General features: G+C 70.3%; 22 protein-coding genes. 16 read left to right on the top strand and 6 right to left on the bottom strand.

Annotated features, from left to right (window positions below; all coding sequences use genetic code 11):
• The first annotated feature begins 1 nt into the window (after position 1).
• The 8 genes from G6O54_RS02480 (at position 2) to G6O54_RS02445 (ending at position 6,920) form a co-directional block, all read left to right on the top strand.
• Positions 2 to 280, top strand: a complete 279-nt coding sequence (locus G6O54_RS02480) for an acyl carrier protein (RefSeq protein WP_165219837.1) — start codon at positions 2 to 4, stop codon at positions 278 to 280.
• A 48-nt stretch (positions 281 to 328) separates the two neighbouring features.
• Entirely contained in the window at positions 329 to 1,201 is an 873-nt protein-coding gene (locus G6O54_RS02475) for an alpha/beta fold hydrolase (RefSeq protein ID WP_165219835.1), read from the top strand.
• Entirely contained in the window at positions 1,198 to 1,980 is a 783-nt protein-coding gene (locus G6O54_RS02470) for an SDR family NAD(P)-dependent oxidoreductase (protein ID WP_165219833.1), read from the top strand. The genes G6O54_RS02475 and G6O54_RS02470 overlap by 4 nt, the downstream gene beginning before the upstream one ends.
• A 28-nt stretch (positions 1,981 to 2,008) precedes the next feature.
• Positions 2,009 to 2,821, top strand: coding sequence for a class I SAM-dependent methyltransferase (locus G6O54_RS02465; RefSeq protein ID WP_165219831.1), 813 nt, complete (start codon positions 2,009 to 2,011; stop codon positions 2,819 to 2,821).
• 25 nt (positions 2,822 to 2,846) lie between these two features.
• Entirely contained in the window at positions 2,847 to 3,701 is an 855-nt protein-coding gene (locus G6O54_RS02460) for a methyltransferase domain-containing protein (RefSeq protein ID WP_165219829.1), read from the top strand.
• A 24-nt stretch (positions 3,702 to 3,725) separates the two neighbouring features.
• Entirely contained in the window at positions 3,726 to 4,850 is a 1,125-nt protein-coding gene (locus G6O54_RS02455) for an ABC transporter permease (RefSeq protein WP_165219827.1), read from the top strand.
• A complete protein-coding gene (locus G6O54_RS02450) occupies positions 4,843 to 5,532 on the top strand; it encodes an ABC transporter ATP-binding protein (RefSeq protein ID WP_165219825.1) in 690 nt (229 codons plus the stop codon). The genes G6O54_RS02455 and G6O54_RS02450 overlap by 8 nt, the downstream gene beginning before the upstream one ends.
• 104 nt (positions 5,533 to 5,636) lie before the next feature.
• Positions 5,637 to 6,920: a citrate/2-methylcitrate synthase gene (locus G6O54_RS02445; RefSeq protein ID WP_165219823.1), complete on the top strand. Its 1,284-nt coding sequence runs from the start codon at positions 5,637 to 5,639 to the stop codon at positions 6,918 to 6,920.
• Between the two features lie 63 nt (positions 6,921 to 6,983).
• On the opposite strand, the gene G6O54_RS02440 is transcribed toward G6O54_RS02445, so the two are convergent.
• Positions 6,984 to 7,850: a sulfurtransferase gene (locus G6O54_RS02440; protein WP_165219821.1), complete on the bottom strand. Its 867-nt coding sequence runs from the start codon at positions 7,848 to 7,850 to the stop codon at positions 6,984 to 6,986.
• Positions 7,851 to 7,983: 133 nt separating this feature from the next.
• Here G6O54_RS02440 and G6O54_RS02435 point away from each other — a divergent pair, with 133 nt between their 5' ends.
• Both G6O54_RS02435 and G6O54_RS02430 read left to right on the top strand, forming a co-directional pair.
• Positions 7,984 to 8,982: a zinc-dependent alcohol dehydrogenase family protein gene (locus tag G6O54_RS02435; RefSeq protein WP_165219819.1), complete on the top strand. Its 999-nt coding sequence runs from the start codon at positions 7,984 to 7,986 to the stop codon at positions 8,980 to 8,982.
• A gap of 551 nt (positions 8,983 to 9,533) precedes the next feature.
• The gene (locus G6O54_RS02430) at positions 9,534 to 9,878 is read left to right on the top strand and encodes a hypothetical protein (RefSeq protein WP_250846684.1); all 345 of its coding nucleotides are present in this window, start codon (positions 9,534 to 9,536) and stop codon (positions 9,876 to 9,878) included.
• 116 nt (positions 9,879 to 9,994) lie between these two features.
• Here the strand turns inward: G6O54_RS02430 and G6O54_RS02425 are convergent, their stop codons facing one another.
• The 5 genes from G6O54_RS02425 to G6O54_RS02405 all read right to left on the bottom strand — a co-directional run bounded on the left by G6O54_RS02425 (position 9,995) and on the right by G6O54_RS02405 (position 16,524).
• Positions 9,995 to 11,125, bottom strand: a complete 1,131-nt coding sequence (locus G6O54_RS02425; protein ID WP_165219817.1) for a Nif3-like dinuclear metal center hexameric protein — start codon at positions 11,123 to 11,125, stop codon at positions 9,995 to 9,997.
• Positions 11,126 to 11,321: 196 nt separating this feature from the next.
• Entirely contained in the window at positions 11,322 to 12,266 is a 945-nt protein-coding gene (locus G6O54_RS02420) for an aminotransferase class IV (RefSeq protein WP_165219815.1), read from the bottom strand.
• Entirely contained in the window at positions 12,263 to 13,690 is a 1,428-nt protein-coding gene (gene pabB / locus G6O54_RS02415) for an aminodeoxychorismate synthase component I (protein WP_165219813.1), read from the bottom strand. The genes G6O54_RS02420 and pabB overlap by 4 nt, the downstream gene beginning before the upstream one ends.
• Positions 13,691 to 13,788: 98 nt before the next feature.
• Positions 13,789 to 16,101, bottom strand: coding sequence for a M56 family metallopeptidase (locus G6O54_RS02410; RefSeq protein ID WP_165219811.1), 2,313 nt, complete (start codon positions 16,099 to 16,101; stop codon positions 13,789 to 13,791).
• Between the two features lie 18 nt (positions 16,102 to 16,119).
• Complete coding sequence (locus tag G6O54_RS02405; protein WP_165219809.1) at positions 16,120 to 16,524, bottom strand: BlaI/MecI/CopY family transcriptional regulator; 405 nt, start codon at positions 16,522 to 16,524, stop codon at positions 16,120 to 16,122.
• Positions 16,525 to 16,684: 160 nt separating this feature from the next.
• Between G6O54_RS02405 and G6O54_RS02400 the strand changes: the two genes are divergently transcribed.
• The 6 genes from G6O54_RS02400 to G6O54_RS02375 all read left to right on the top strand — a co-directional run bounded on the left by G6O54_RS02400 (position 16,685) and on the right by G6O54_RS02375 (position 24,713).
• Positions 16,685 to 17,470 carry a sugar phosphate isomerase/epimerase family protein gene (locus G6O54_RS02400; RefSeq protein WP_165219807.1) on the top strand — a complete coding sequence of 262 codons (786 nt, stop codon included), beginning with the start codon at positions 16,685 to 16,687 and terminating at the stop codon, positions 17,468 to 17,470.
• A gap of 156 nt (positions 17,471 to 17,626) precedes the next feature.
• Positions 17,627 to 19,333 carry a hypothetical protein gene (locus tag G6O54_RS02395; RefSeq protein ID WP_165219805.1) on the top strand — a complete coding sequence of 569 codons (1,707 nt, stop codon included), beginning with the start codon at positions 17,627 to 17,629 and terminating at the stop codon, positions 19,331 to 19,333.
• A 128-nt stretch (positions 19,334 to 19,461) separates the two neighbouring features.
• Positions 19,462 to 19,983, top strand: coding sequence for a carboxymuconolactone decarboxylase family protein (locus G6O54_RS02390; RefSeq protein WP_165219803.1), 522 nt, complete (start codon positions 19,462 to 19,464; stop codon positions 19,981 to 19,983).
• Positions 19,984 to 20,035: 52 nt separating this feature from the next.
• Positions 20,036 to 20,821: a DUF480 domain-containing protein gene (locus tag G6O54_RS02385; RefSeq protein ID WP_165219801.1), complete on the top strand. Its 786-nt coding sequence runs from the start codon at positions 20,036 to 20,038 to the stop codon at positions 20,819 to 20,821.
• Between the two features lie 4 nt (positions 20,822 to 20,825).
• The gene (locus G6O54_RS02380) at positions 20,826 to 23,852 is read left to right on the top strand and encodes a glycoside hydrolase family 38 N-terminal domain-containing protein (protein WP_165219799.1); all 3,027 of its coding nucleotides are present in this window, start codon (positions 20,826 to 20,828) and stop codon (positions 23,850 to 23,852) included.
• Positions 23,853 to 24,077: 225 nt separating this feature from the next.
• Positions 24,078 to 24,713, top strand: coding sequence for a hypothetical protein (locus G6O54_RS02375; RefSeq protein WP_165219797.1), 636 nt, complete (start codon positions 24,078 to 24,080; stop codon positions 24,711 to 24,713).
• Positions 24,714 to 25,056 lie beyond the last annotated feature (343 nt).

The raw sequence follows: 25,056 nt of genomic DNA, 5'->3' as shown, positions 1-25,056 counted from the left end.
CATGAGTACCGTCCAGACCGAGGCCGAATTGCTCGAGGACCTTCGCGCGATCTTTCGCGAGGCCCTGAACGTCGACCCGATCTCCCCAATCGTCCCCGAGACGCGGTTCTTCGCCGACCTCGGCCTGGCGTCGATCGACGCCGTCGTCCTCGGCGAGGCGATCCAGGCGCACCTCGGCCGGCCGGTGCCGTTCGACGCCTTCCTCGCCGACCTCGGGCGCCGCGAGCAGCGCGACCTGGAGATCGGCGAGCTCATCGCCTTCCTCCGCGACCATTCGTGACCCGACCCGTTCCCGGGGCAGCTTCTTGACCACGCGGCGAGGACGACCATGCCACGAATCGCGGCCAACGGCCTGACCCTCCACGTCCAGCAATCGGGCTCCGGTCCGGACGCGGTGCTGATCCACGGGCTGACGGGGGACCTCTCGGTCTGGTTCCTCTCGCGGACGTTCGCCGCGCTGGCGGAGACCCACCGCGTCACGGCCTATGACCTCCGCGGCCACGGCTACAGCGACGCCCCCGCCGAGGGCTACACGTCGCTCGACCACGCCAGGGACCTGCTCGCGCTCATGGACGCGCGGGGGATCGACCGGGCCCGCCTCGTCGGCCACAGCTTCGGGGCCGTGATCGCCGTCCACGCGGCCGCGATCGACCCCGGACGGGTCGAGGCGATCATCCTGTCCGATCCCTATTTCCCGACGCTCCGGCACCTGGAGGACGTCAGCCGGTGGGGGCACTGGCAGAACTTCCGCCGCGAGGCGGAGGAGGCCGGCGTGACGCTCTCGTCGGACACCTGGTACGACCTGACGACCTTCTTCGACCAGGTCAAGGGCCTCGATGAGCAGCGGCTGCTGAGGTTCCGCCAGGCGGTGGGCCTGCCCGGGCTCAAGCGCGTGATGCGGCTGGCGATGACGACGTGCGGACGCGACTCCAAGCTCGACGCCGGCCTCACGGAGGCGCAGATCGCGTCGGTCGCGCAGCCGTGCCTGGCCCTCTACGGCGAGCACTCGCCGTTCCTCTCGACGGCCGACTACCTGACCGAACGCCTGCCGGACTGCCGGGGCCGGCTGATCCCGAACGCCCAGCATCGGGCCCCGGAGGAGAACCCGGAGGGCTTCGTCCTGGCCGTCCGCGAATTCCTGGAATCGTTGCCGAACAACCGCCCCCTGTCGCCCGTCGCCGATTGCGAGGTGTGCTCATGAGCGAGCGTCCCATGGTCCTGATCACCGGCGCGGCGAATGGGATCGGTCGCGCCACCGCGCTGGAGCTGGCCCGCCGCGGGGCGAGCCTCGGCCTGGTCGACGTCGACGCGGCCGGGCTCGAGGCCGTCTCGGCGGAGCTGAAGGAGCTGGGGACGCCCGCCGCCTCCCGGGCCGCGGACGTGACCGACCGCGATGCGCTCCGCACGGCGATCGCGGAGATCGAGGCCGAGGTCGCACCCGTGGACGTCCTGGTCGCCTGCGCCGGCTTCGGCACGCTGACGCTCGTCCCGGAGCTCCAGATCGAGACCCTCAAGCGGACCTTCGAGGTCAACCTGTTCGGCGTCGCGGAGTCGATCGAGGCCGTGCTGCCGGGCATGCTCTCCCGCGGCCGGGGCCACCTCGTCGGGATCGCCAGCCTGGCCGGCTATCGCGGCTTCCCCTGGATGATCTCCTATTCGTCGTCCAAGGCCGCGCTGATCGCCTACCTCGAGGCGCTTCGGCCGGGCCTGGCGAAGCGGGGCGTCAGCGTGACCACGGTCTGCCCGGGGTTCGTCCGGACGGCGATGTGCACGAGCGTCCCCTACAAGCACAAGATCAAGATGATCGAGCCCGAGGAGGCCGCGAAGCACGTCGCGAGGGCCGTCCTGCGGCGCCCCCGGAACTGCGTCTTCCCGTTCTCCATGCGGGTGGGGCTGGCGTTCCTCCGAATCATGCCCGACCGCATCTTCGACTGGATGATGCGACGCGCCGGGCCCCGGGCCCTGCACGTGGAATTCTGACGGGTTCGAGACGCGAAGGAGTCTGACCATGCCAGCGGGCATCGCCGAGATCACCGAGCCGACGACCGCCGAACTCGCCGCTGGCTGCGACCGAGGTCGCGGCGGCTCGTCGCGCGACGGCATCCTCGATGCGATCGGCGTGCTCTCGGGCCGCAACCGGATCGCGGCCGATTTCTACGACGGCCCGGGATGGATCCGCTTTCGCAAGTGGGAGCGGCTCTTCCTCGCGTTCCAGGGCGGGGCCCGGCGATCGCGGATGCAGATCCTCCGGCATCTGGTCGAATCCCTGCAGGATGCCCCGGCGCGGGTGCTCGAGGTCGGCATCGGCGACGGCGAGAACCTCCGCTTCCTGCCCGAATCCTGGACGATCCACGGCGTGGACATCGCGCGGACGCAGCTCGTCGCCTGCCGAGGGCGATACCCGAGGATGGACGGCCGCCTCGCCTGGGCCGAGGCGGAGCACCTGCCGTACCCGGACGGCAGCTTCGACGCCTGCTACTCGGTCGGCGGCTTCAACTACTACGGGAACCACGCCGCCTCGATCCGCGAGATGCGGCGGGTCACGCGCGAGGGGGGCCCGGTCGTCGTCGCGGACGAGGTCCCCGGCCTCCAGCGCGCGGGGATCGGCCACCTGATCGGCCGGCCGTCGATCGACAAGGCGTGGCTCCGTGCCCTCGGCCTGGACGCCGCCTTCGTGGACATGGTGGTGGACCTGGGCCTGGATCCGCCGGCCCTGGCGGCGGCCGAGCTGCCGGGCCTCGTCCGCGTCCCGATCTGGAACCGGCTGGGCTACTGCCTGATCCATCCCGCACCCGGTCGCCCCGCGGGGGCATCGCGTTGACCACGTTAGAGATGAGGAGATTCGCATGAGTACGATCCCCGAGGAGCTGACGGCGACTTCCCCCTGGGACCGCGACCTGGACATCCTCCGCTGCCCGCGGTGCGCGGCGGGGCTGGCCCCGGACTCCGCGGCCTCGCTCGGCTGCGGGGGTTGCGGGGCCTCGTACCCGATCCGGGACGGCATCCTGATCGTCAAGGGGCAGTCCGACGAGAACAACCGCGTCGCCCAGGAGTTCTACGACAGCCCGCTCTGGCCGAAGTTCCGGTTCTGGGAGAAGTTCACCTGGTGGTGCAACGGCGGCGAGCGGCGGGCGCGGAACCAGGTGCTGAAGCACCTGCCGCAGCGATCCGGGCTCAGCCTCCTGGACGTGGCCGTGGGGGACGGCGTCTACCTGCCCTGGATGCCCGCGGACTGGGACGTGACCGGGATCGACGTCACGTGGTCCCAGCTCGCGGACTGCCGCCGGCGAGCGGTCGCGCCGCGGGTCCGGCTGATCCAGGGCGAGGCCGAGGCGCTGCCGTTCCCCGACGCCAGCTTCGACGCCGTGCTCAGCATCGGCGCCTTCAACTACTTCAACGACCCCGAGGGCTCGCTCCGCGAGATGGTCCGCGTCTCCCGCCCCGGCGCGACGATCGTCGTCTCGGACGAGATGCCGAACCTGACCGACCGGATGCTCGGCCACAAGATCGGCCTCCCCGGGCTGGACAACTGGATCATCTCCCGCCTGATGCACCTGGGCGACGCCTTCACGGAGATGGTCGAGCGCTACCGCAAGCTCGACATCCGCGGGATCGCCGCGAGCGTCCTCCCGGGGATGGAATACCACGAGGTCTGGCGCGGCGTCGGCTATGTCCTCGTCGGCCGCGTGCCCGAAGCGTGACCCGAACCCCAGAGCCCCACTCCCATGCGATTCGTCTCGCTCATGGCCCGCAACCTGTTCCGGCGACGGGCCCGCACGCTGCTGACCGCGTTCGGCCTGGCGCTGGCGATCGCCACCGTGCTGGACCTGGTCGGCATCGCCTGGAACTTCGAGAAGTCGTTCCTGACCCTCTTCGAGGGCAAGGGGATCGACCTCGTCGTGGTCCGGGCCGGGACCAGCAACCAGCTCTCGAGCGCGCTGGATCAGAAGCTCGCCGGCCGCCTCCGCGCGATCGACGGCGTCAAGGAGGTCGCCCCGTCGCTCGTGGACACGGTCGGCTTCGAGCAGGCCCAGATCGCCAGCGCGATCGTCAACGGCTGGGAGGCGGGGAGCCTGCTCTTCCGGGGTGCCCGCCTCAAGGAAGGCCGCTGGTTCGAGCCGGGCGAGGGGAACGTGACGCTCCTCGGCCGGGTGCTGGCCCTCAACCTGGGCAAGAAGGCGGGCGACCCGCTCGACGTGGCCGGCGAGCCCTTCAAGGTGGTCGGCGTCTTCGAGAGCGACAGCGCCTTCGAGGGCGGGGCCCTGATCATGCCGCTCTCGACCCTGCAGAAGCTGATGGGCCGCGAGGGGCAGGTTACGGGCATCGTGGTCGCGGCCGAGGACCCGAGCCGGCCCGCGATCGAGGCCCTCCAGAAGCGGATCGAGGCCGCCATCCCGGGCGTCGCCGCCACCCCGGCTCGCGACTACGTCGAGCGCGACGTGCAGATCCGCCTGGTCAAGGTGATGGCCTGGGCGACGACGGTACTCGCCCTGATCCTGGGCGCGGTGGGGATGCTCAACACCATGATCATGGCCGTGTTCGAACGGACCCGCGAGATCGGCGTCCTGCGGGCGCTCGGCTGGCGACGGACGCGGGTGCTCCGGCTGATCCTGGGCGAGTCCGTGATCCTGGGGGTGATCGGGGCGGCCGCCGGCATGGTCCTGGCGATCCTCGGCCTGAAGGCCCTGACGCTCACGCCCACGGCGCAGGGCTTCATCGACCCGAATCTCCCGACCCCGGTCCTGGGATTCGGGCTGCTGATGGGCCTGGCCCTGAGCCTGCTGGGCGGCCTCTATCCGGCCGTCCGCGCCGCGTCGCTGGACCCGAGCGAGGCCCTCCGCCATGAATGATCCCAGCGGACGCGAGCTCGATTCCCCCCTCCTCCGCGGCGAGGCCCTCACCCGGGTCTATCCCGACGGCGACGTCCACGCCCTCCGCGGCGTCTCGGTGGAGATCCGCCGCAACGAGTCGATCGCGATCGTCGGCCCGAGCGGCTGCGGCAAGACCACGCTGCTGCACCTGCTGGGCGGGCTCGACCGCCCGACCTCCGGCGAGGTCTACTACAAGGGCACGCCGCTGGCGGAGCTGGACCTCGACCGATACCGGGCACGCGAGATCGGCTTCGTCTTCCAGTCATTCCACATCCTGAACACGCTGAGCGCCGTCGAGAACGTCCAGATCCCGATGTTCGAAACGACGCTCTCGCCCCGCCAGCGGGCCGAGCGGGCGGAGTCGCTCATCGAGCAGGTCGGCCTGGCCCACCGCCGCAAGGCCCGGCCGATGCACCTCTCCGTCGGCGAGCGGCAGCGGGTGGCGATCGCGCGGGCGCTCGCCAACGAGCCCTCGGTCCTGCTGGCCGACGAGCCGACCGGGAACCTCGACAGCCGCAGCCAGTCCGAGGTCCTCCAGCTCCTGGAAGACCTCCGCGGTCGCCGGGGCCTGACCCTGGTGCTGATCACCCACAGCGCCGAGGTCGCCGCCGCCGCCGGCCGCGTCATCCGGATGCGCGACGGGAGGGTGGCCGAGGGATGAGCGGCGAAGGGCCGCGATGATGGCCCCCAGGCCCGCGGCGTCGGTATAATGGCGCACGAGGCGGGCACGAGACCCGCCGCAGGCCGGAGCTGGAGCCCTCGACCATGGCGCGGACCGCGAAGCTGACGATCGACGACCGGAGCGTGGACCTGCCGCTGGTCCGGGGTGCCGACGGGGAAGAGGCGATCGACCTCTCCGGGCTCCGTCGGCGGTCCGGCCTGGTGGCGATCGACGACGGGCTCCGCGACACGGCCCTGGCCCGCAGCGCCATCACCTACGTCGACGGCGACCGCGGGCTCCTCCGCTATCGCGGCATCCCGATCGAGGAACTCGCTGCGCGGTCGAGCTTCGTCGAGACGAGCTTCCTGCTGATCTACGGCCATCTCCCGGGACGCGGCGAGCTCGACGCCTTCCAGGCGCGGCTGACGGCGAACGCCGCCCTCCACGAGTCGTTCAAGTACCACTTCGAGGGGTTCCCGGTGGACGCCCCGCCGATGGCGATGCTCTCCTCCATGGTCAGCACCCTGGCGTGCTTCTACCATCGGCCCAAGGAGGGCAAGGCCGACGACTTCGACGAGGAGGCCGCCTGGCTGCTGAGCAAGGTCCGGACGATCGCGGCCTACTCCTACCGGCGCTCGATGGGGCTGCCGTTCCTCTACACCGACCCGCGGCTCTCCTACGCGGGCGACTTCCTCCACATGATGTTCTCCGAGCCGTTCAAGGAGTACGTCGCCCCCGAGGAGATGGTGCACGCCCTGGACCAGCTCCTGATCCTCCACGCCGACCACGAGATGGGCGGCAGCACCACCACGGTCCGCGTCGTCGGCTCGAGCCGGGCCAACCTCTTCGCCTCGTGCGCGGCGGGGATCTCCTCGCTCTGGGGCCCCGTCCACGGCGGCGCCACGATCGCCGCCGTCGAGATGCTCGAGGCCATCCGCCGCGGCGAGTTCACGATCGACCAGGCGATCGCCCGCGTCCGGGAACGGAAGGACGGCTTCCGGCTCGTCGGCTTCGGCCACACGATGTATCGGAGCCTCGACCCGAGGGCGAGGATCCTCCGGCAGATCGCCGAGCGACTCGCGGGGAAGAACCCGGTCGCCGACCCCCTGCTCCCCATCGCGCTCGAGCTCGAGGCCAGGGCCGCCGCGGATTCCTACTTCGTCGACCACCGCCTGTTCCCCAATGCCGACCTCTACAACGGCATCGTGATGCGAGCGATCGGCATCCCCCGCGAGATGTACTCGGTCTTCTTCGCGATCGGCCGGATGCCCGGCTGGATCGCCCACTGGAAGGAGCAGGCCGCCGACCCCGGCCTGCGGATCATCCGCCCCCGGCAGCTCTACGTCGGCCCCGGCGAGACGCCCTACACGCCGATCGAGGAACGCTGAGGGAGGGGACGAGCCGCGGAGGCGCGGGGCCGCGAATCGCGAATCGCGATCGGGCTCCGTCCGTCACTCCACCGGCAGGTCCATGCGCCCGCTCCACTCGTTCCACGAGCCGTCGTAGTTGGCCAGGTCGGTGAATCCCAGCCGGGCCAGGTTGAAGAGGATCACGGTGGCCGCGACGCCGCCGTTGCAATAGGCGACGACGGGACGATCGGCGGAGATCCCGGCGGCCTCCACGGCCGCGCGGAGCTCGTCGACCGGCAGGAACCCCCCTCCCCTGGCGAAGAAGGTCTCGCGGGGCAGGTTCCTCGCGCCCGGGATGTGTCCGCCGCGAGGCCCGCGCCGACGCTCGCCGCTATACTGGCCGGCGTCGCGGGCGTCCAGGAGCTGGAGGCCGGGCTCGCCGAGGCGGGCGGAGAGCCGCTCGGCCGTCAACCGGAGCTCCGGCCGGACCCTCGGCGTGAACACGGCCGGCGCCACGACCGGCTCGGTCGATTCCACGCTCCGGTCCTCGTCCACCCAGCGGTTCCAGCCCCCTTGCAGGACGCTGACGGCCGGATGCCCGTAGTAGTGGAGCGCCCACCAGAGCCGGGTGGCGAACTGGCCGCCGCTGTGATCCACCGCGACGACGTGCGTGTCGTCGCCGATGCCCCGCTCCGACATCGCCCGGGCAAACTCATCCGGCGGCGCGATCTGGGCCGGGACCGAATCATTGAGGTCGACGATGTCGCGGGTCCAGTCGATATACACGGCGCCCGGGATGTGAGCGTGCTCGTACTCGCTGCGGGCGCCCCGATAATCGGCCTCCTCGACGCCCGGCTCGACGAGGCGAGATACCACGTAGCCGCGCATGTCCACCACGCGAAGGTCCTTGCGGTGGAGGTTCTCATCCAGCCATTGAGTCGTGACGATCGGGTCGGTTGCGGCGGGCATCGGGGTGTACTCGGTAGGTTTGGGGGGATCCATCCCTGTAAGATAGCGGAGCCCGCGATCTCGCCCAAGTGGACCGGCGACCGCGGGTCGTCCCGTCCCGGGGATCACGGGGTAGGGAGTCCTGGAGCGCGCGATGAAAGCGGTCGTTTTCGAGAGGTTCGGCGAGCCGTCCGAGGTCGTCGAGATTCGCGATGTCCCCCTGCCGGAGCCGGGGCCGGGCGAGGTCCGGGTGCGGATGATCGCGACCCCGGTGAACCCGTCCGACATCCTGGTCGTTCGGGGGCGATACGGAGTCCTGCCCAAACTCCCGGCTACGCCTGGGTTCGAGGGGGTGGGGATCGTCGACAAGGCCGGCCCCGGGCTCCTCGGCCGGTGGGTGGAGGGGAAGCGGGTCGCGGTCATCAACTCGGCCGGGGGGAACTGGGCGGAATACGCGGTGATACCGGCCCGGCAGGCCCGGCCCGTGCCGGCGGACATCCCCGACGACCAGGTCGCGACCTTCTTCGTGAACCCGGCCACGGTGATCGCCCTGGCCCGACACGTCCTGGCCGTGCCGAAGGGGGAATGGCTCCTGATCTCGGCCGCCGGCTCGACCCTGGGCAGGATGCTCATCCGGCTCGGCCGCCACGACGGGTTCCGGACGCTCGGCGTCGTCCGCCGGCCGGAAGCCATGGAAGAGCTTCGCCGGCTCGGGGCCGACGCGGTGGTCAGCTCGTCCGAGGGCCCCGTCGAGGACCAGGTGCGCGCGATCACCGGCGGCAAGGGCCCGCGGTTCGCCCTCGACCCGGTCGGGGGCGAGGCCGGCGCGGCGATCTTCCGGGCGATGGGCGACGGCGGCAAGCTCGTCCTCTACGGGTCGCTCACCGGCGAGCCGATCCCGGTCGACCCGCGGCAGGTGATCTCGGCGCGGAAGTCCATCCAGGGATTCTGGTTGGGGCACTGGATGCGGGAACGGTCGATCCCCGGGGCCCTGCTCGTGTTCCGGCAAATCGCCAACCTGATCCGCGCGGGCGTGCTGGAATCGGAGATCGGCGGCCGCTACCCCCTGGAGCAGATCCGCGAGGCCGTCACCCAGGCCGAGGCCGTCGGACGGAGCGGCAAGGTCCTCCTCGAGTTCAACCCGAAGAGCTGAAGCATCCGCCGTCGCCGAAGGAACTTGCGATGTTCGCCGCGGCGGCGGCGGTCGGCCGTATGGACGCCCCGCCATGGAGGTACGGGGTTCCCCTCGTGGCGTGATTTCCGCGACAATTCGAGGGATTATTTCTCGATTTCATTCGCCGCTCGTAGGTTCAACCGCTACAATTCCAGATGTCGAGGCTGAGGAGCGGCCGGGCCGACGAATCCGCCGCTCGTCCCTGGGTCGAGTCGACGTCGTCTTACCCGGGCCTTCGATCCAAGCCCGCGAGCCCGCCTGCAGAGGTCCACTCCAAGGTTTCTGACGCGGCGATCACGAACACACCCCTGTCTCCCCGGATGAACACCGGGGCCGGGTGTTGCTCGCTCGTCGGAAACCGGGGCTCGGGTTCGCTCGATCACGAGGATCGCGCGGTGCGGCCGGGTCGATGAAGCGTCGATAGGTCGTCCCTAATTGTCTGATTCGAGTTTGGTGTCCCGGCGGAGCGTGTACGAACCATCCCGAGGATGCAGGTCTGTAAGTCGATCGCCGGGCGGAGGTGATATATCATGAGTAGTGGCTCTAGTGGCGCACAAGACTGGCGGGCCGTGGCGAGCCTGAACCCCAACGGCGAACGCCTGCTCTGCGTGGGGGAAAGCTCCTCGCAGGTCCGGGCCGCCTACACCGGCGCGTGGGGCGAGGTGATCCGCGACGAGGATCGGCCCAACGTCCGCACGATCTCGCTCCAGCGCTGGACCGGCCAGTTCTGGTCCGGTCAGTGGGAGCACCAGATGTACCTGGCCGTCCCCACCACGCGGACGGGCAAGGGCGTCGGCGGCGAGGCGACCGAGGTCGAGGAGGAGGAGGACGAGGAGGCCCTGGAAGGCGCCAACGGGAAGGCCAAGAAGAAGTAACCTCGCCACACAGCCGACCGCCGACACCGAGATCGAATCTCGACTCGGCCTTTTCCCCCCGGGTTTCCCCGGGGGTTTTCGTGCGCGGGTCGTGACCGTCCGGGGCTCGTCCCGGTTCAGTCCCCCCGCACCAGGCGGAGCGGGTCGCGCTCGCGGCGGCTCGGCCAGACCTCGATCTCGGGGAAGGCCCGCGCGATCTCCTCCGCCAGGTCCTCCACCCCGGGACGCTCGGTCCCGTAATGGCCCGCCAGGATCAGGCCCACGCCCAGGGCCTCGGCCTCGAGCACGCGGTGGAAGCGAGCCTCGCCGGTGATCAGGACGTCCGCCCCGGCACGGGCCGCATCGCCCAGGAAATCGTCCCCCGCGCCGCAGGCGATGGCGACCTTCGTGACCCGCCTCTCGGGATCGCCGGCCACCTGGAGGTGGATCCGGCCGAGGGCCGCGGAGACCGCACCGGCGAGCTCCTCGAGCGAACGGGACTCTCCGAGTCGCCCGATCCGCCCGGATCCGGATCCGCCGTGGGCCCCTGACGGGACGGCCGGGTCATGGAGCGGATAGACGTCGATGGCGGGCTCCTCGTACGAATGCCGCGACCGGATCGACGACAGGACCGCCGGCAGCCGGGACCCCGTGCAGATCACCTCGATCCGAAGCTCCGGCACCGTCTCGCGCCGGCCCTTCACTCCAACGGCCGGGTCGGTCCCCTCGGTGCCGAAGAACGTCCCGTGCCCGGGGATCGCGAACGAGCATTCCTCGTAGTCGCCAATCCTTCCCGCGCCGGCGGAGAAGGCGCCGGCGAGCACGGCGTCGCGGTCCGAGTCGGGCGTGAAGACGACGACCTTGAACTCGGCCGGCCCCGCCACCGGGCGGATCGGCATCACATCGGCCAGCCCGAGCCGCCGGCAGAGACCCTCATTGATCCCCCGCGCGGTGCTGTCGAAGGCCGTGTGCGGGCTCGCCACCGCGATCCCCGCGTGCGCGAGCGCCCAGACGGAGGCCGTCCCGGGCAGGTCCGCGCGGATCCGCTTCTCGCCCCGGAAGAGAATCGGATGATGACTCACCACCAGGCCGGCCCGTTCATCGACCGCCTCGGCCGCCGATTCCCTCGTCACGGTCAGGCAGGTCATCGCCCGCTCCACCGGGGCCGCCGGGTCACCGAGCAACAACCCCACGTTGTCCCACGACTCCGCCAGCCTCCTGGGCGCGAAGGCCTCCAACCACGCGACGACCTCGGATACGGTCCTCACGGACACACCTCACGAACACGGATGGGGATCGATGGGGGATGAGAGCACGGATGACCCGAAGATTCTACGACCACGGATGACAGGGATGAGAGCACGGATGACCCGAAGAATTTACGACCACGGATGACACGGATAACACGGATGAGATTTTCAGCGAAGATAAAAATCTAAATTGATGTAAATTCAATAGAGTGATCTATGGTTTCTTTGTACTTCCTGTTTTTTCCTGCCTTTCGTGTCTTCCATCCGTGCTATCCGCGTCATCCGTGGTAGTAAGTCCTCGAATTCCATCATGCTTCTCCCATCCGTGTTTGTCACCCCCTGCTTCGAGCCGTTTCAGGACCGCCTGGCGGAGTCGATCCGTGGTCGGTCCCGGCGTCGGATAGCGGGCCTCACCCCACGCGCCGACGGGGACGAGGCCGCGGACCGAGTTGGTCAGGAAGACCTCGTCCGGCCGGAAGGTCGGGTCGAAGAGGCCGAGCGGCGCTTCCCTCGCGTCCAGCCCCATGGCTTCGGCCGTCTCGAGGACGAGGGCCCGCATGATCCCGGGCAGCGCCCGGCCGGCGGAGGGCGGGGTCAGGATCTGGTCGTCCATCACGATGAAGAGATTGGTCCGGCTCCCTTCCCAGAGGAAGCCGTCGGGGGAAATCGCCAGCGATTCGTCGCAGTGCTCGGCCCGCGCGCGTTCGAAGGCGAGGCGATAGGGCCAGTAATTCAGCGTCTTGTGCTCGACGAGCGGGTCCGTCCTGGCCGGGTGCACCGGGCCGAGCACCCAGCCGGTCCCGGCCGGCGGAGGCTCCGGCAGGGGCATCGCGCGCATCCAGAGCATCCCGCCCGACTCCGGGGTCAGGCCGCCGCTGAGGGTGACGCGAATCATCGCGTCGGCGCCGGCGGGGAACGTGTTCGTGGCATGGACCAGCGCGCGAACGGCCGCGTCGTCGGGGAGGTCCGCCGGGTCCAGCGGCAGGCCGAGGGCGCGGGCCGAACCCGCGAGGCGTTCCATGTGGCGGGGCAGCAGCGCCGGCCGGCCGTTCCAGGTGCGAAACGTCTCGAAGAGGCCCAGCCCGTGCTCGAAGGCGCGGTCCAGGACGCTGATCCGGAGCGCGTCATCGGGGAGGATCTGCCCCCGGAGCCAGATCATGGGAGCGGCTCCTTCCCCTCGAGCACGGCCCGAAGGCCCAGCCCCTTGTGCAGGGTCTCCTCGTATTCGCCCGCCGGGTCCGAGTCGGCCACGATCCCGCCGCCGACCTGGTAGCGGACCTCGTCCTTCTCCACGGTCATCGTCCGGATGGCGATGTTCAGGCCCGTGGCACCCCGGCTGAAATAGCCGATCGCCCCCGTGTACACCCCCCGCCGGTTCGGCTCGAGCTCGTCGATGATCTGCATCGCCCGGATCTTGGGGGCGCCCGTGATCGATCCGCCGGGGAACGTGGCGCGGATGATGTCCACCGGCCCGGCATCCTCGCGGAGCGCCCCCTCGACCGTCGCGACCAGGTGGTGGACCTGCGCGAACGACTCGATCGCATGCGGATCGACCACGTTCACCGACCCATACCGGCAGACCCGACCCAGGTCATTCCGCTCCAGGTCCACGATCATCGTCAGCTCGGCGCGATCCTTGGGGGCCTGCCGCAATTCGTCGGCAAGCCGGGCGTCTGCTTCCGGATCGGCGCCGCGCGGGCGCGTCCCCTTGATGGGCCGGGTCTCGATCCGGCCCCCGCGGACCTGGTAGAACGACTCCGGGCTCGCCGAGACCACGGCGAGGTCCCGCCAGCGGAGGAACGCGGAGTAAGGGGCGGGGCTGGCCTCGCCGAGGCGGAGGAACAGGTCGAGCGGCTCGACGTGCCCCCGGGCCGCGAACCGCTGCGACAGGTTCACCTGGAAGATGTCCCCGGCGGCGATGTACTCGAGGGCCCGATTGACGGAATTCATGTACGAATTCTGATCCAATTCCCCCTCGATCGGTCCGAGCGCCGACCGGCGGATGGACCGATCCGAGGGCCCTGCGCCGCGGATGGCCCGCCGCCAGGTCCGGCAGCGACGCTCGGCTGCGGCCAGCCCCTCGCCGGTGAGGTCCCAGGCGTGGAGCGTCGTCCTGCCGGTCCGATGGTCGACGACGACCGCCGTGTCGTACAGCCCCATTCTCAGGTCGGGCAGGCGCGAGTCGCGAGCGGCCCGGCGCGGGAGGTCCTCGATGAGCGGGGCGAGGTCGTAGCCCAGGTAGCCGATCATGCCCCCCTGGAACGGGCAGGCATCCGGCGGAGGCGCCGCGTCCGAGGTCTCGGCCAGGCCGAATCGGCGGAGGAGGCGTGCGAGCTCGTCGAGCGGGTCGCCCTCGCCGCTCGCGAACGAGCCGTTGTCCTGGCGGATGCTCCAGCGTGTCCCGGTCGCCTCGAAGGCGAGCCGGGGATAGGCCGCCAGGATGGACCAGCGGCCGGCCTCGCCGCGCTCGCCGCGGCTGGCGAGGATCGCCGGCTCCGGCCAGCCGCCGAGGAGCGCGGCCAGGCGATCCGCCGGCACGTCCAGCACCTGTTGCACCATGGCGGGCAAGACGGGCGTGGACATGCGGTTCCTGGCGTCTCTCTGCGGCGGGATGCGACGGACGGAATCTCGACGATCCCATGATGGCGAATCCCGCCGAGGGCGGCAACCCGACCGGGGGATCAGGGCTCGATGGGCTCGGGCTCGGGGGCCTTGACCCGCTCGACCTCGATCGTCATGCCGGGGCGCGTATGGGGCAGTCGGCGGTTATCCGGATCGGGGTTCATCCAGTCGACCGGAACGACCCAGTCATCTTCCTTGAGCCCCGAGACGATCTCCACGAGTCCGCCCTCGCGGAAGCTGCCCAATTGGGCGTCCCGCGACTCGATCTTTCCGGCCTCGTCAACCACAAGGACGCCGCCGGTCCGACCCCCGGTTATCAGGCGGGCCGCGGAGCCGAAATTGGCCAGCATCGCCTGCCTTGGCTCGCCGATGGAGAGAACCACCGTGGCCGATTGGCCGGGCAAGAGGGTGCCATCGGGGTTGGGGACCGTGGCCCGGCACCTGAGGTTCCCCGTCGAAGGGTCGAACTGCGCGTCCATCGAGTCGAGCTTCCCTCGAAGCCGTCGCGTCTGTCTTCCGTCCTGGATCTCGAAGGAGATCGGCGCTCCCGTTTCAAGGCCAGTCATGCCGAAGACATTCTGGCCGAGGTTGAAGGACACGAGCGCGGGATCGGGCGCCGTGATCGTGGCCAGGCTGGTCGACTCGGCGGACACGACGCTGCCGACCGCCAGGATCGGACGCCCGACTCGTCCCCGGAACGGGGCGGTGACCTTCGTCGCCTCCAGGTCCAGGCGGGCGAGGTCGCGGCTCGCGGTCGCCGCCCGCAACGACGCCATGGCCTCATCCCGTCCGTCCCTGGCCAGGTCGGCCTCCTGCGAGCTGATCGTCCGGTTGGCGACCAGCTTCTCGGTGTATTTCAGGGTGGTGGACTGGTGCCTGAGCTGAACCTCGGCACGCGCAACGTCCGCGTCGGCCCGGTCCAGCTTGAGCTGGTAGGTCCTGGGATCGATGACGAAGAGGACGTCTCCCTTCTCGACCGTCTGCCCCGGCTTGACGCGGACCTCGGTGAGCGTCCCTCCGACCCGGGGACGCAGATCGACGGACTGGGCCGCCTCGACGACTCCCCGGACGTACATGCGGTCCCGGACCTCGCGCACGATGGGCTGGCTCACCTTGATTCGAGCGGGCTTCTCGGGTTGCGTGGGCTTTGCCTCGGCAGGTCGGAGCGGCTCCGCGGCGGGCGGCCGGGGCTTCGGCGCTTCGCTGGGCTTGGCGGCAGGAGCCGCCGGGTCCTGACCCGTCGCCCAGCCGGGGAGGGCCAGGAGCGAGAGCCCGGCAAGGAGCATGGCCGCGGCCGGGACGGGCCGGGACGTCGCGGGCGAGGCGTCGCGCAGGATCATGTTCAGCCTCCTTCTCAAGGGGGGGACGCGGCCCACGCCCGAGGCGCCGAAGGGGCGCGGGGCGCGGATCCCGGAGAGGAAAACGGCGGTGGCCACCAGGGCCTCGGCATAGGACTCGACGGCCTCCGGAAGCGTGCTCGCCACCAGGGCGTCGCAGCTCTGCTCCTCCGCGTCCTCGACGCGGCGGCGGGCCCACCAGGCGACGGGATTCCACCAGTAAAGCCCCAGCGCGACCGCCTCGAGCCGCCGGACCCAGTGATCCCGCCGCTTCAGGTGGGCGAGCTCGTGGACGACGATCGTGTCCCGCTGGGCCTCGTCGAGCCGCCCCCAGAGCCCCTCGGGGAGCAGCAACCTCGGCGGGCCGACGAGCGCCCAGAGCATCGGCGGGATCGGCGCGGAGATGAGATGGGCGGACGGGGCCGTGGGCAGGCCCATGCGGGCGGCCAGCCGATCGACCTGATGTTTCAGGACCTCGGGCGCGGGGCTCGCGGTTCGGAGCAATCGCCGGACCCGCGTCGTCTGAAGGCAGACCGCGACCGTCCAGGCGCCGAGGCCGGCCAGCCATACGGTGGCCAGGATCGTCCGCCAGGGCCAGGCGAAGGAAGCCTTGGGAACCGGACGAAATTCACTTCCCCCCTTACCAAGGGGGGATACAGGGGGGTGCTTTCGATCGCCGACGCTTGTGTCATTCACCCCCTCCAACTCCCCCTTGGTCAAGGGGAGAGCCGAAGAATCCCTTCCCTGCTTACCAAGGGGGGATACAGGGGGGTGCTTTCGATCGCCGACGCTTGTGTCATTCACCCCCTCCAACTCCCCCTTGGCAAGGGGGAGAGCCGGATCGGCATTCGCAACGGTCGGGGTGACCCTGTGATGAATCACCGCGGGCGTCACGAGCTTGAGCAGCACCAGCACCCAGCACAGATGGACGACCGCCGGCCGGGGCCGAATCAGCCGCACGGCGATCATCACCCCGATGGCCATCGCCGCGGCCCAGGCGGAATTCGTCAGCGCCCCGATCAGCAAACCGTCCAAGGGCCGCCTCCCCCCGTCCTACTTCGATCCGCCGCTCCGCCCCTTCCGCCGCTCCCGCAGGACCGCGTTCAGCTCGTCGATCTCCGCCGCGGAGAGCGGCTGCGACCGCACCAGGTTCATCGCCAGCGAGGCCGCGGAACCGCCGCAGAGGGCCTCCGCCAGCCCCTGCAGGCGGCGGGCGATGAATGCCTCGCGATCCACGCTCGCCGCGAAGATGAGCAGGCCGTCGCGCCGGTCCTTGCGGACGAAGCCCTTGTTCTCGAGCCGCTCCAGCAGCTTCTGCACCGTCGCGTAGTGGGCCTCGCCGCCCCCGGGATAGAGCACGTCCGCCACCTGCCGGCGCGTGGCCTCGCCCCGATCCCAGAGGACCTGGAGCATCGCCAGCTCCGTTTCGGTCACATCCTCGCCGGCTCGCCGCGCCATTGGACCCTCCAAGTCAATCTGCCTAGGGAGATGCTAAGGCAAATTGCCTTGGGTGTCAAGCGGGGGCGGCCCTTTACGTCCGATCGGGCGATGGGCCACAATCGGCGGGGTGAAGATCCCTCTTCGCGGATCTCGCCGAGGCAGGAGGAGCTCGTCCGTCATGATCCGCCATCCGCTGGCCCTGAGGCTGAACCCGGACCGATCGATCCGCGACCAGATCCACGATGCGGCGAAGCTCGGGGCGAAGGGGATCGTCCTGGACGCGATCGGGGACCTCGCGCCGCAGCGGCTGGGGGAGACGGGCCGGCGCGAGCTGCGCCACCTGATGCGGACGCTCGAGCTGTCGCTGGTGGCCGTCTCGCTGCCGACCCGGCGGGCGTTCGATTCGATCGACCAGCTCGAGGACCGGATCCGGCGGGCGGACTCGGCGTTCGCGATGGCCTACGAGCTCGGGACGAACCTGGTGCTGGCCCGGGTGGGCGTGGTGCCGCCCGAGGAGGAACCGCAGCGGCGCGAGGTCTTCTCCATGGCCGTCGGCTCGCTCGGCAAGGCGGCCGATCACCGCGGCGTGAGGCTGGCGATCGAGACCGAGGCCGAGCCGCCGAGGCGGCTGAAGGACTTCCTGGAGGCCCTCGACCTCGTGGGCCTGGCCGCCAGCGTGGATCCGGCCGGTTTGCTCCGGGGTGGCCTCGACCCGGCGGAGGCCGTGGCGACGCTCGGATCGTGGGTCGCCCACGCCTATGCGGGGGGTTCGTCCTCGGCCGTCTCGGCGATTGCCAGCCCTCGCGGCTTCGGCTCGTCGGCCGCGTCGATCGACTGGGAATCGTATCTCGGTGCCCTCGAGGAGGTCGGCTACCGCGGATCTCTCACGGTCTGGCCCGATCCGGCCGGAGATCCTCGGGCCGCCGTCACTGCCATTGCAGGGCGGCTCAAGACCCTCTCCTGAAAAAATCCCAGTTCGGTGAAACTCGCCCCCCCGATTTCGGGATTGTATTGAGAAAGGGCCGCGAGGACGACGAGGACGCCGCGCGATGTCGCGACGGCGATGGACCCGCGCGCACCACCCTCACAGCCCCGCACCGCTCCACCCGAGGGCCGCACCATGATCAGCGACGCCCGAATCCAGGCTAATCGCCGCAACGCTGGGAAGAGCACCGGGCCGAGGACCGAGGCCGGCAAGATGGTCTCGCGGCTCAACGGACTGGTCCACGGCCGGCGATCGAAGATCCTCTCCATGCCGGTCCTGCCCCAGGAGAACCCGAAGGACCTGGAACGTCTGGTCGCCGACTTCGTCCGCGACGGGCGGCCCGCCAGCGCGATGGAGAAGTCCCTCCTCGTCCGCGCCGCCAGGCTCACCTGGATGCTCGACCGTTCCGATCGCGCCGAGTCCGCCCACCTGGCCGAAGCCGTCCGCGCGCGGGCCAATCCGCGGCCCGATCGCTCGGAGGCCAGCGAGGCCCGCAGCCGACGCGTCCGCGATCTCGGCGCCCAGCTCTTCTACCCGCTCTCACCCCGCGAGGATCGCGACCCCGACTGGCAGGACGACCCCGCCTCGTGCATCGCCGGCCTGGAGGAGACTCGCGAGGGCTGCCGCTGGCTCCTCGAGCAGTGGCGGTCGATCCGCGCCTACCTCGTCGCCGGCAAGGAGCTCCTGATCGGCGACTTCTACCGATTCGTCCGGCTTCACGGCCGCAAGGTCGCCGACCACTTCTGGGACCTCGACCTGAACGCCGCGCTGGCCGCCGCCGACGTCGCCTGGGACGGCGCCGGCCGCGCCATCTACGAGCGCTTCCTTCGAGGCCTCCGCGCCGAGGACTTCCTCACCTTCGAGCAGGGTCGCCAGTGGCGGACCTTCGCCGCACCGCCGGCCACCAAGGAGGAGGCCCTGGCGTGGCTCCTGGCCGATGCCGAGGCCCACATGGACCGCCTCGCCGCGTTGCTCGGCGACGACGCCGACGATGACGAGAATGCCGATCCCGCCGACCGCGACGACGCCGCGGCCTTCGCCGCCGAGCGTGAGCTCGACCGCCACCGCCGCACGGTCGCCGCGCGGACCCGCGAGCTGATGCAGACCCTGGAGATGCTACGTAAGCTCCAGAAGGCGCGCGGCGTCTCCGGCATGGCCTGGCGCGATCCGGCCGAGCCCGAGCCCTTGCCCGAGCCGGGGGCCACCATTGAGGCCGAGCTGCCCAGCCTCTCATGCGGGGCGAGCCCTCTGATGCCCTCCCCCCCACGTGGGGGAGGGTTAGGGAGAGGGGGCGGATGGAGCGAGCCTTCGATCGAGGGAACGGCTGAAAATCCAGATGATCCTGACCTTATTGGGGCTCGTTCATGTGTCATCAGCGATCACCCCCTCTCCCTAACCCTCCCCCACGTGGGGGGGAGGGGACCAGACGGGGGGAGTCCGGAGTTGTTTTCCCCTTTGCCTGGTGGGGATTCAGGAGGGGACTGTGAGATCAGCGACGAGCCCGCGACAGGCTCCGCGGCTTCCCCCGTCGAGGCCGACCGCTGGGAGCCGGCCCCGATCGTGATCGCGGAGGACGCCCACGAGCCGCTGCCGGAGGACGTGCGGAATCCGATGCGGCCCGAGCCGGCGACCGAGCCCGAGGAGGCCCCCAGCCCCCAGACGGTGGAGGAGATGCGGGGGTGGGGCAGGGCCAACCAGGAGGCGCACGAGCGAAGCGAGCGAACCCAAGGGCTGACGGCCGGTCGGGAGGAAATCGCGAAGTTCATTGACCTGCTGACCATCAACCTGGATGCCCCGATCGGCCGCGGCCCGGATCATCGCAGGCTGCCGCGGCGGGAATAGGGCTCCCTCCCCTGCCCCCCGCCCCTCGCGCCGGGCACGCCGTGTGCGGAGGCTCCTTGAATGGCCGTCGCGGCGACGGCTACCATGACAAACACCCGCACCCAGGGTCTCGCAGGGAGAAACGCGCCATGGCCGTGATCCAGTATGTCTCGACGTCGGACGCCCCGGACTCCGTCCGGCCGCTCTTCGAGAAAATTGAAGGCCGGAGGGAGGAGGTCCTGAATTTCCTCCGGACGCTCGCCCACAGCCCGGCGGTCATGGATGCCTTCCTGGCGATGAACAGGGCCGTGGGCGGCATGCAGCTCGATCCCAAGCTCCGCGAGCTCGCCTACATCCGGGCCTCGGAGATCAACGCCTGCGGGTACTGCCTGGAGCATCACCGCAAGGGGGGGCTCCAGGCCGGGCTCTCCGAGCGGCAGGTGAACGAGACGGAGGGCCCGCACGACGACGATGACCTCTACGACGACCTCCAGTTGCTCGCGCTCGAGTATGCGGAGGAGGCCACCCGCAACGTGGTCCTCTCCGACGAGCTGGTCGAGCGGCTCAAGGCCAACCTGAGCGATCGCCAGATCGTCGAGCTGGCGTCGGCCGTCGCCCTGGCCAACTTCACCAATCGGATCAGCGAGACGCTCCGGCTCGAGCTCCCCTGAGCGCGGCCCTCGCGGCCTGGTCCGGACTTCCGTATCAGAGGACGTGTGCGCGATGAGTGCGACCGAATCGACGTCCGCCGGGCCTTCCTGGGTGCCGCTGAGCCCCAGGGAGCGCCGGGTGGTGGGTGTGCTCGCCGAGAAGGGGATGACCACGCCGGACCAGTATCCGCTGTCGGTCCTGGCCGCGGTGGCCGGCTGCAACCAGAAGTCGAACCGCGACCCGATCACGGATTACGATCAGGACGACGTCGAGGAGACGCTGCACGACCTCCGCAGGAAGGGCGCCGCGATCCTCGTGGAGACGAGCGGCGGCCGCGTGACGCGGTGGAAGCACACCCTGTATACCTGGCTGCCGGCCAAGAAGAACGAGCTGGCCGTGGTGGTGGAGCTGCTGCTCCGCGGGCCCCAGACGACCGGCGAGCTCCGGGGCCGGGCCAGCCGGATGGATCCGATCCACGACCTGCCTGCGCTCGAGATGATCCTGGCCGCCCTGGAGGACCGGGGCCTCGTGGTCCAGCTCTCGCCGAGGGAGCAGAAGCGCGGCGTGGTCGTCACCCACGGCCTCTACCCGCCGGAGGAGCTGGAGAAGGTCCGCAAGGCCTTCGTCGCCTCCGGCGGGGCCGTCGTCGGCGACGTCGACGAGGCGCCCGCGCGGCACGCGTCGCATCCCTCGTCCTCCGCGTCCGCCCTCGCGGCCGATCTCGCCACGGTCCAGGCGGAGCTCGCGGCCGTCCGGGCGGAGCTCGCCGTCGCCCGGGCGGAAACCGGCGAGCTTCGCGGCCGGCTCGATTCCCTCGCGGCCGATCTCCGCGACCTGAAATCCGCGCTCGGAGTCTGATCGAATGAGCACGCCCCCATCGGAGACAGCCGAGCCCGAGGCCGCGGAGTTGTCGCCGGCCCCGGAACCCGCGGCGGATCCATCGCCGGCCCCGGAACCCGCGGCGGATCCATCGCCGGCCCCGCTGCCGCCGCGGTCGGGCTGGAGGATCGTGAGCATCATCCCGCACGACTGCAAGGAGCCGCCGGCCTCGTTGACCGACGACCTGGCGCAGGCGACGTGGGCGGCCGTGTCGGCGCCCTGGCATCCGTCGTTGCTCTCGCGATCGGCCGCGATCCCCCAGATCGAGTCGCTCGACAACCCGATCAATCCGGGCCCCCGGGAGATCCGGATCGTGCCGGCGGGCCTGCTGGGCCGGCTGCCCTCGGGCTATGTCACCCAGGTCGAGGACGCCGGCTCGGTGCTCCTGGAGTCGGGCCCCGACCGCGCCTCGCTCGTCGCCCGGATGCAGGAACGCCTCGGGGCCGTGGGGACGCCGGAGACCTCCGACGACCCGGGCATGATCGCCGCCGCGGACGACTTCCTGGCGCTGGGGACGACGCGATGGCTCGTCCGCGACCTGGCCTCCGCCATGGGCCACGAGGCGGCCATCCAGGAAGACGCCCTCGCCCGCGAGGTTCTCGCCGGGGCCGACGCCTGGCAGACCTGCGACCGGCCGACGGCCGTCAATCGCCTGCGCGCGGCCTTCGAGGTCCTGACCCAGGCCCGCGAGAAGTTCTATCCGGTGGACGCCTACATCGTGGACCTCTGCCTCCTGGACGCCGACCTCGCCGCCGGCGCCCTTGGCGGACCGCTCGAGGCGCACGTCGCGATCTCCTTCATCGCGTCGGCGCGGGCGATCGAGGCCCAGGCCGGCCGCGACCCGGAGGGCCTGGCGAGGCTGCGGGCCGCCATCGACGAGGGCTGGGTGGACGTCGCCGGGGGGACCTACGCGGAGGCCGAGGACATCCTCCTGCCGCTGGAATCCGTCCTCTGGCAGTTCCGCCGCGGGGCCGAGGTCTACCGCGCCCATCTCGACGACCGGAGCGTGGAAACCTACGCCCGGAGGCGGTTCGGCCTGTATTCCCAGGTGCCGCAATTCGCCAAGCGATTCGGCCTGCGTTATGCCATCCACCTGGGGCTCGACGCCGGTAAGTTCCCCGTATACGCCGAGCCCAAGCGGCTCTGGGAGGGTCCGGACGGCTCGCAACTGGAGAGCCTGCTCCGGCCGCCGTTGGCCGCCGATCGACCTGTGCAGGGGGTGCTGCTCCCCTGGCGGCTGGCGGCGACCATGCGGAACGACCATGTCGCCACGCTCCCCCTGGCGCACTGGCCCGCGCCGGTGGCCTCGTGGTATGCGGATCTCCGCCGGTCGGCCGGATACTCGCCCGTGCTCGGCCGCTGGGTCACGCTCAACGACTACTTCCACCTGACCGACCGCCCTTATGAGTCGCTGCGGCCGGACCCGGACTCGTACGTGGCCCCGTATCTGGTCCAGGCGATCGCCCGACGCGACCGCTCGCCCCTTTCCCGGCTGGCCCGGCATCACCGCCTCCGGGCGGGGCTGGACGCGGCCGAATGGCTCCGCGCGATGGCCCTGGCGATCGCCGGCGGGCACGGGTCGACGGTTGCGGCAGGCGATCCCTCGGCCGGCCCGGAGCCCTCGAACGCGGCCGTCGAATCGGCGCTCGAGACCGGCGACCACGCCACGGCCGCCGCGGGCATCGAGACGCTTCAGGATGCCTGGGCCGGACGGCTCGCCCGGGCGATCGGCGGCACGAAGGCCGAGGACGCGGCCGCGGACGCGGCTCGGCCCGGCTTCCTGGTCCTGAACCCGGCCGGGGTCCCGCGGCGGGTCGCCGTCCTCCTGCCGGGCGCCTCGGCCGATCTCCAGCCCGGCGGCCCGCTCCGCGGCGTGCAGGCGATCGATGAGGGCGTCGCCGCGGTCGTGGACCTGCCGGCCTTCGGCTTCTCCTGGATCGCGGCGACGAACCCGGACGAGCCCGCACCGCCGCCCTCAGACCTCTCGGCCGGCGGCCGGATCCTGAAGAACGAGTCGATGGAGGTGGAGATCGACGAGGCCACCGGGGGCATCCGCGGGGTGATGGCCGTCGGCGAGTCCACCGCGAGGCTCGGCCAGCAGCTCGTCCTCAACGGCCTGGGGATGGTCGATGGCAAGCCGGTCTTGAGCCAGATGAAGGGGGAGAGCTTCCAGGTCGACCACGGCGGCCCTGCCCTGGTGCAGGCGACGGCCAAGGGCTCGATCGTGGACCCGCGCACCGGCCTGAGGCTGGCGGGCTTCACCCAGCGTTTCCGCCTCTGGACCGGTCGGCCGATGCTCGAGCTGGACGTGACGATCCACGACATCCACCGCACCGCGATCGACCGGATGCAGGGCGAGGCCGCCCGTCGCGAGCCCTGGAAATACGCGCTCTGCTGCCGATGGGCGTGGCCCGACCCCGGCTCGATGCTCCGCCGGACCCTCTTCGGCGCGCCGGAGATCACCGAGGTGGAGCAGGTCGACACGCCCGGGGCCTTCGACGTCTCGACCCGCCACCAGCGGACGGCGCTGGTCTTCGGCGGGCTGCCCCATCACCGCCGCCAGGGGGGCCGGATGCTCGACACCTTGCTCGTCGCGGGGATGGAGGAAGAGCGGACCTTCCGACTGGGCATCGCCCTCGACCTGGAATACCCCTTCCAGGCCGCGATGGACATGCTCACGTGTGCGCGCGTTGTTCCTGCGGTGTCGGGGCCGCCGCCTCAGGGCCCGCGCGGGTGGCTGATCGCGGTCGACCAGAAGTCGGTCGCGGTGACCCACGTCTCGTTCGCGGAGTCGACCGGCGAGGATCGGCCGTGGGGGCTGGTCGTCCACCTGATGGAGACCGCCGGCAACTCGTCGCGGTGCCGGGTCCGCTTCTTCCGCAACCCGACCTGGGCCCGCCAGGTGGACTTCCAGGGCGACCTCGTGATCGACCTGTCCGTCGACGGGGACGGGATCCTGGTGGACCTGTCCCCCAACGAGCTGGCCCGGGTGGAGGTGACGCTCGGCTGAGTCCCAATCCCTACGCAGGCGGACTGGTCTTTCTGCACTCTCAGTGTTGAGCATAGGTTGATATTCCCGTTTTGTGGCCTCGATCTCTCGAAACGCTTGCCCAAATCGTCGAGAAGGACCCATTCCACCTGCCCAGGCGGGAGAGAAGGCTATGCGCGTCATTGAGGGCATGGCGGGCCGTGATGCCGATCGGAAGTCGCGGCGGGACGAAGCGAGTTCGTCCTCATGACCGGAAGTCGCCTGTCCTCGGCCACTTCGAAGCCGACTCGCCGTCGTTTCCGCCTCCTGGATGCGATGGTGCTGACGGCCGCCGTGGCCGCGGCGATGGCGCTCCAGCATTGGACCTGGGGAGACTTCGAGGAGCGAGGAGGTTGGAAATCCATGCCCTTTTCCATCGGCCCCGCCCCCGAGCCGCACGTCTGGATAAGGGTGAAAGACTCGCTCGTTCTTGTCACGCTCGTCGCCTGGGCCTATGTCGCCGTCCTGGCGCCAACGCTTCTCATACTGCGCCTCATCCCGCCGAAGCCTTCGCGGTCCAGAATGATGCGTCAGTCCGGCACCTTGGCATGTGTATCAATCGCCGTTCTGATCGGCTATCAATTTCTGGATTTGATCGCTCGCAATATTCTCCCGGCGCTCCTGCTAGACGGGGGTCGGCTAGATTCGGAGACCTGTCGGAATTTCGTCTTCGAAGTGGTCTATAACCCGTGGCTTTCGGGATTGGTGGTCGCAGTCGCTTGGGCGGCCCCGGCGCTCAGCGGCCGGCTCCGCACCGAACCCACCTGGATCGATCGGGCCGGCCGGCTCCTTGGTTTCTACGCGCTGGCCTGCGTGCCGCTCTCGTGGCTATTGCGCTGGTAAGCGCCTTCTCGACGCTTCGGGCAAGAGCCTTTCAGGGTTCGATTCCAGAGACGCAATTATTAGTTGATGCGTAAGCCTGAACATGTAGAAAGATATGGTCCATCTGGTTGGAGTCTATACCGAAAAGGCGAGCGGGGGGCGTCAGCCCCCTGTCCGGAACTGAGAAGACAGGGGGCTGACGCCCCCCCGCTCGCCTCGGAACCCGACCTCCGCGACAGGCTCTTTAGAGGTTCATCCGGCGGAAGCGCGCGCCGGGAGATTCGCGACGCCACTCCTTGACATGGGGAATTGTTGAGCTGGAGGCCCCCGATCTTGTAGGGTGTGTCAAGCGAAGCGCGGACGC

The sequence above is a fragment of the Aquisphaera insulae genome, assembly GCF_011064615.1.
Lineage (GTDB): Bacteria > Planctomycetota > Planctomycetia > Isosphaerales > Isosphaeraceae > Aquisphaera > Aquisphaera insulae.
This window is presented reverse-complemented; position numbering and strand designations above follow the sequence as displayed.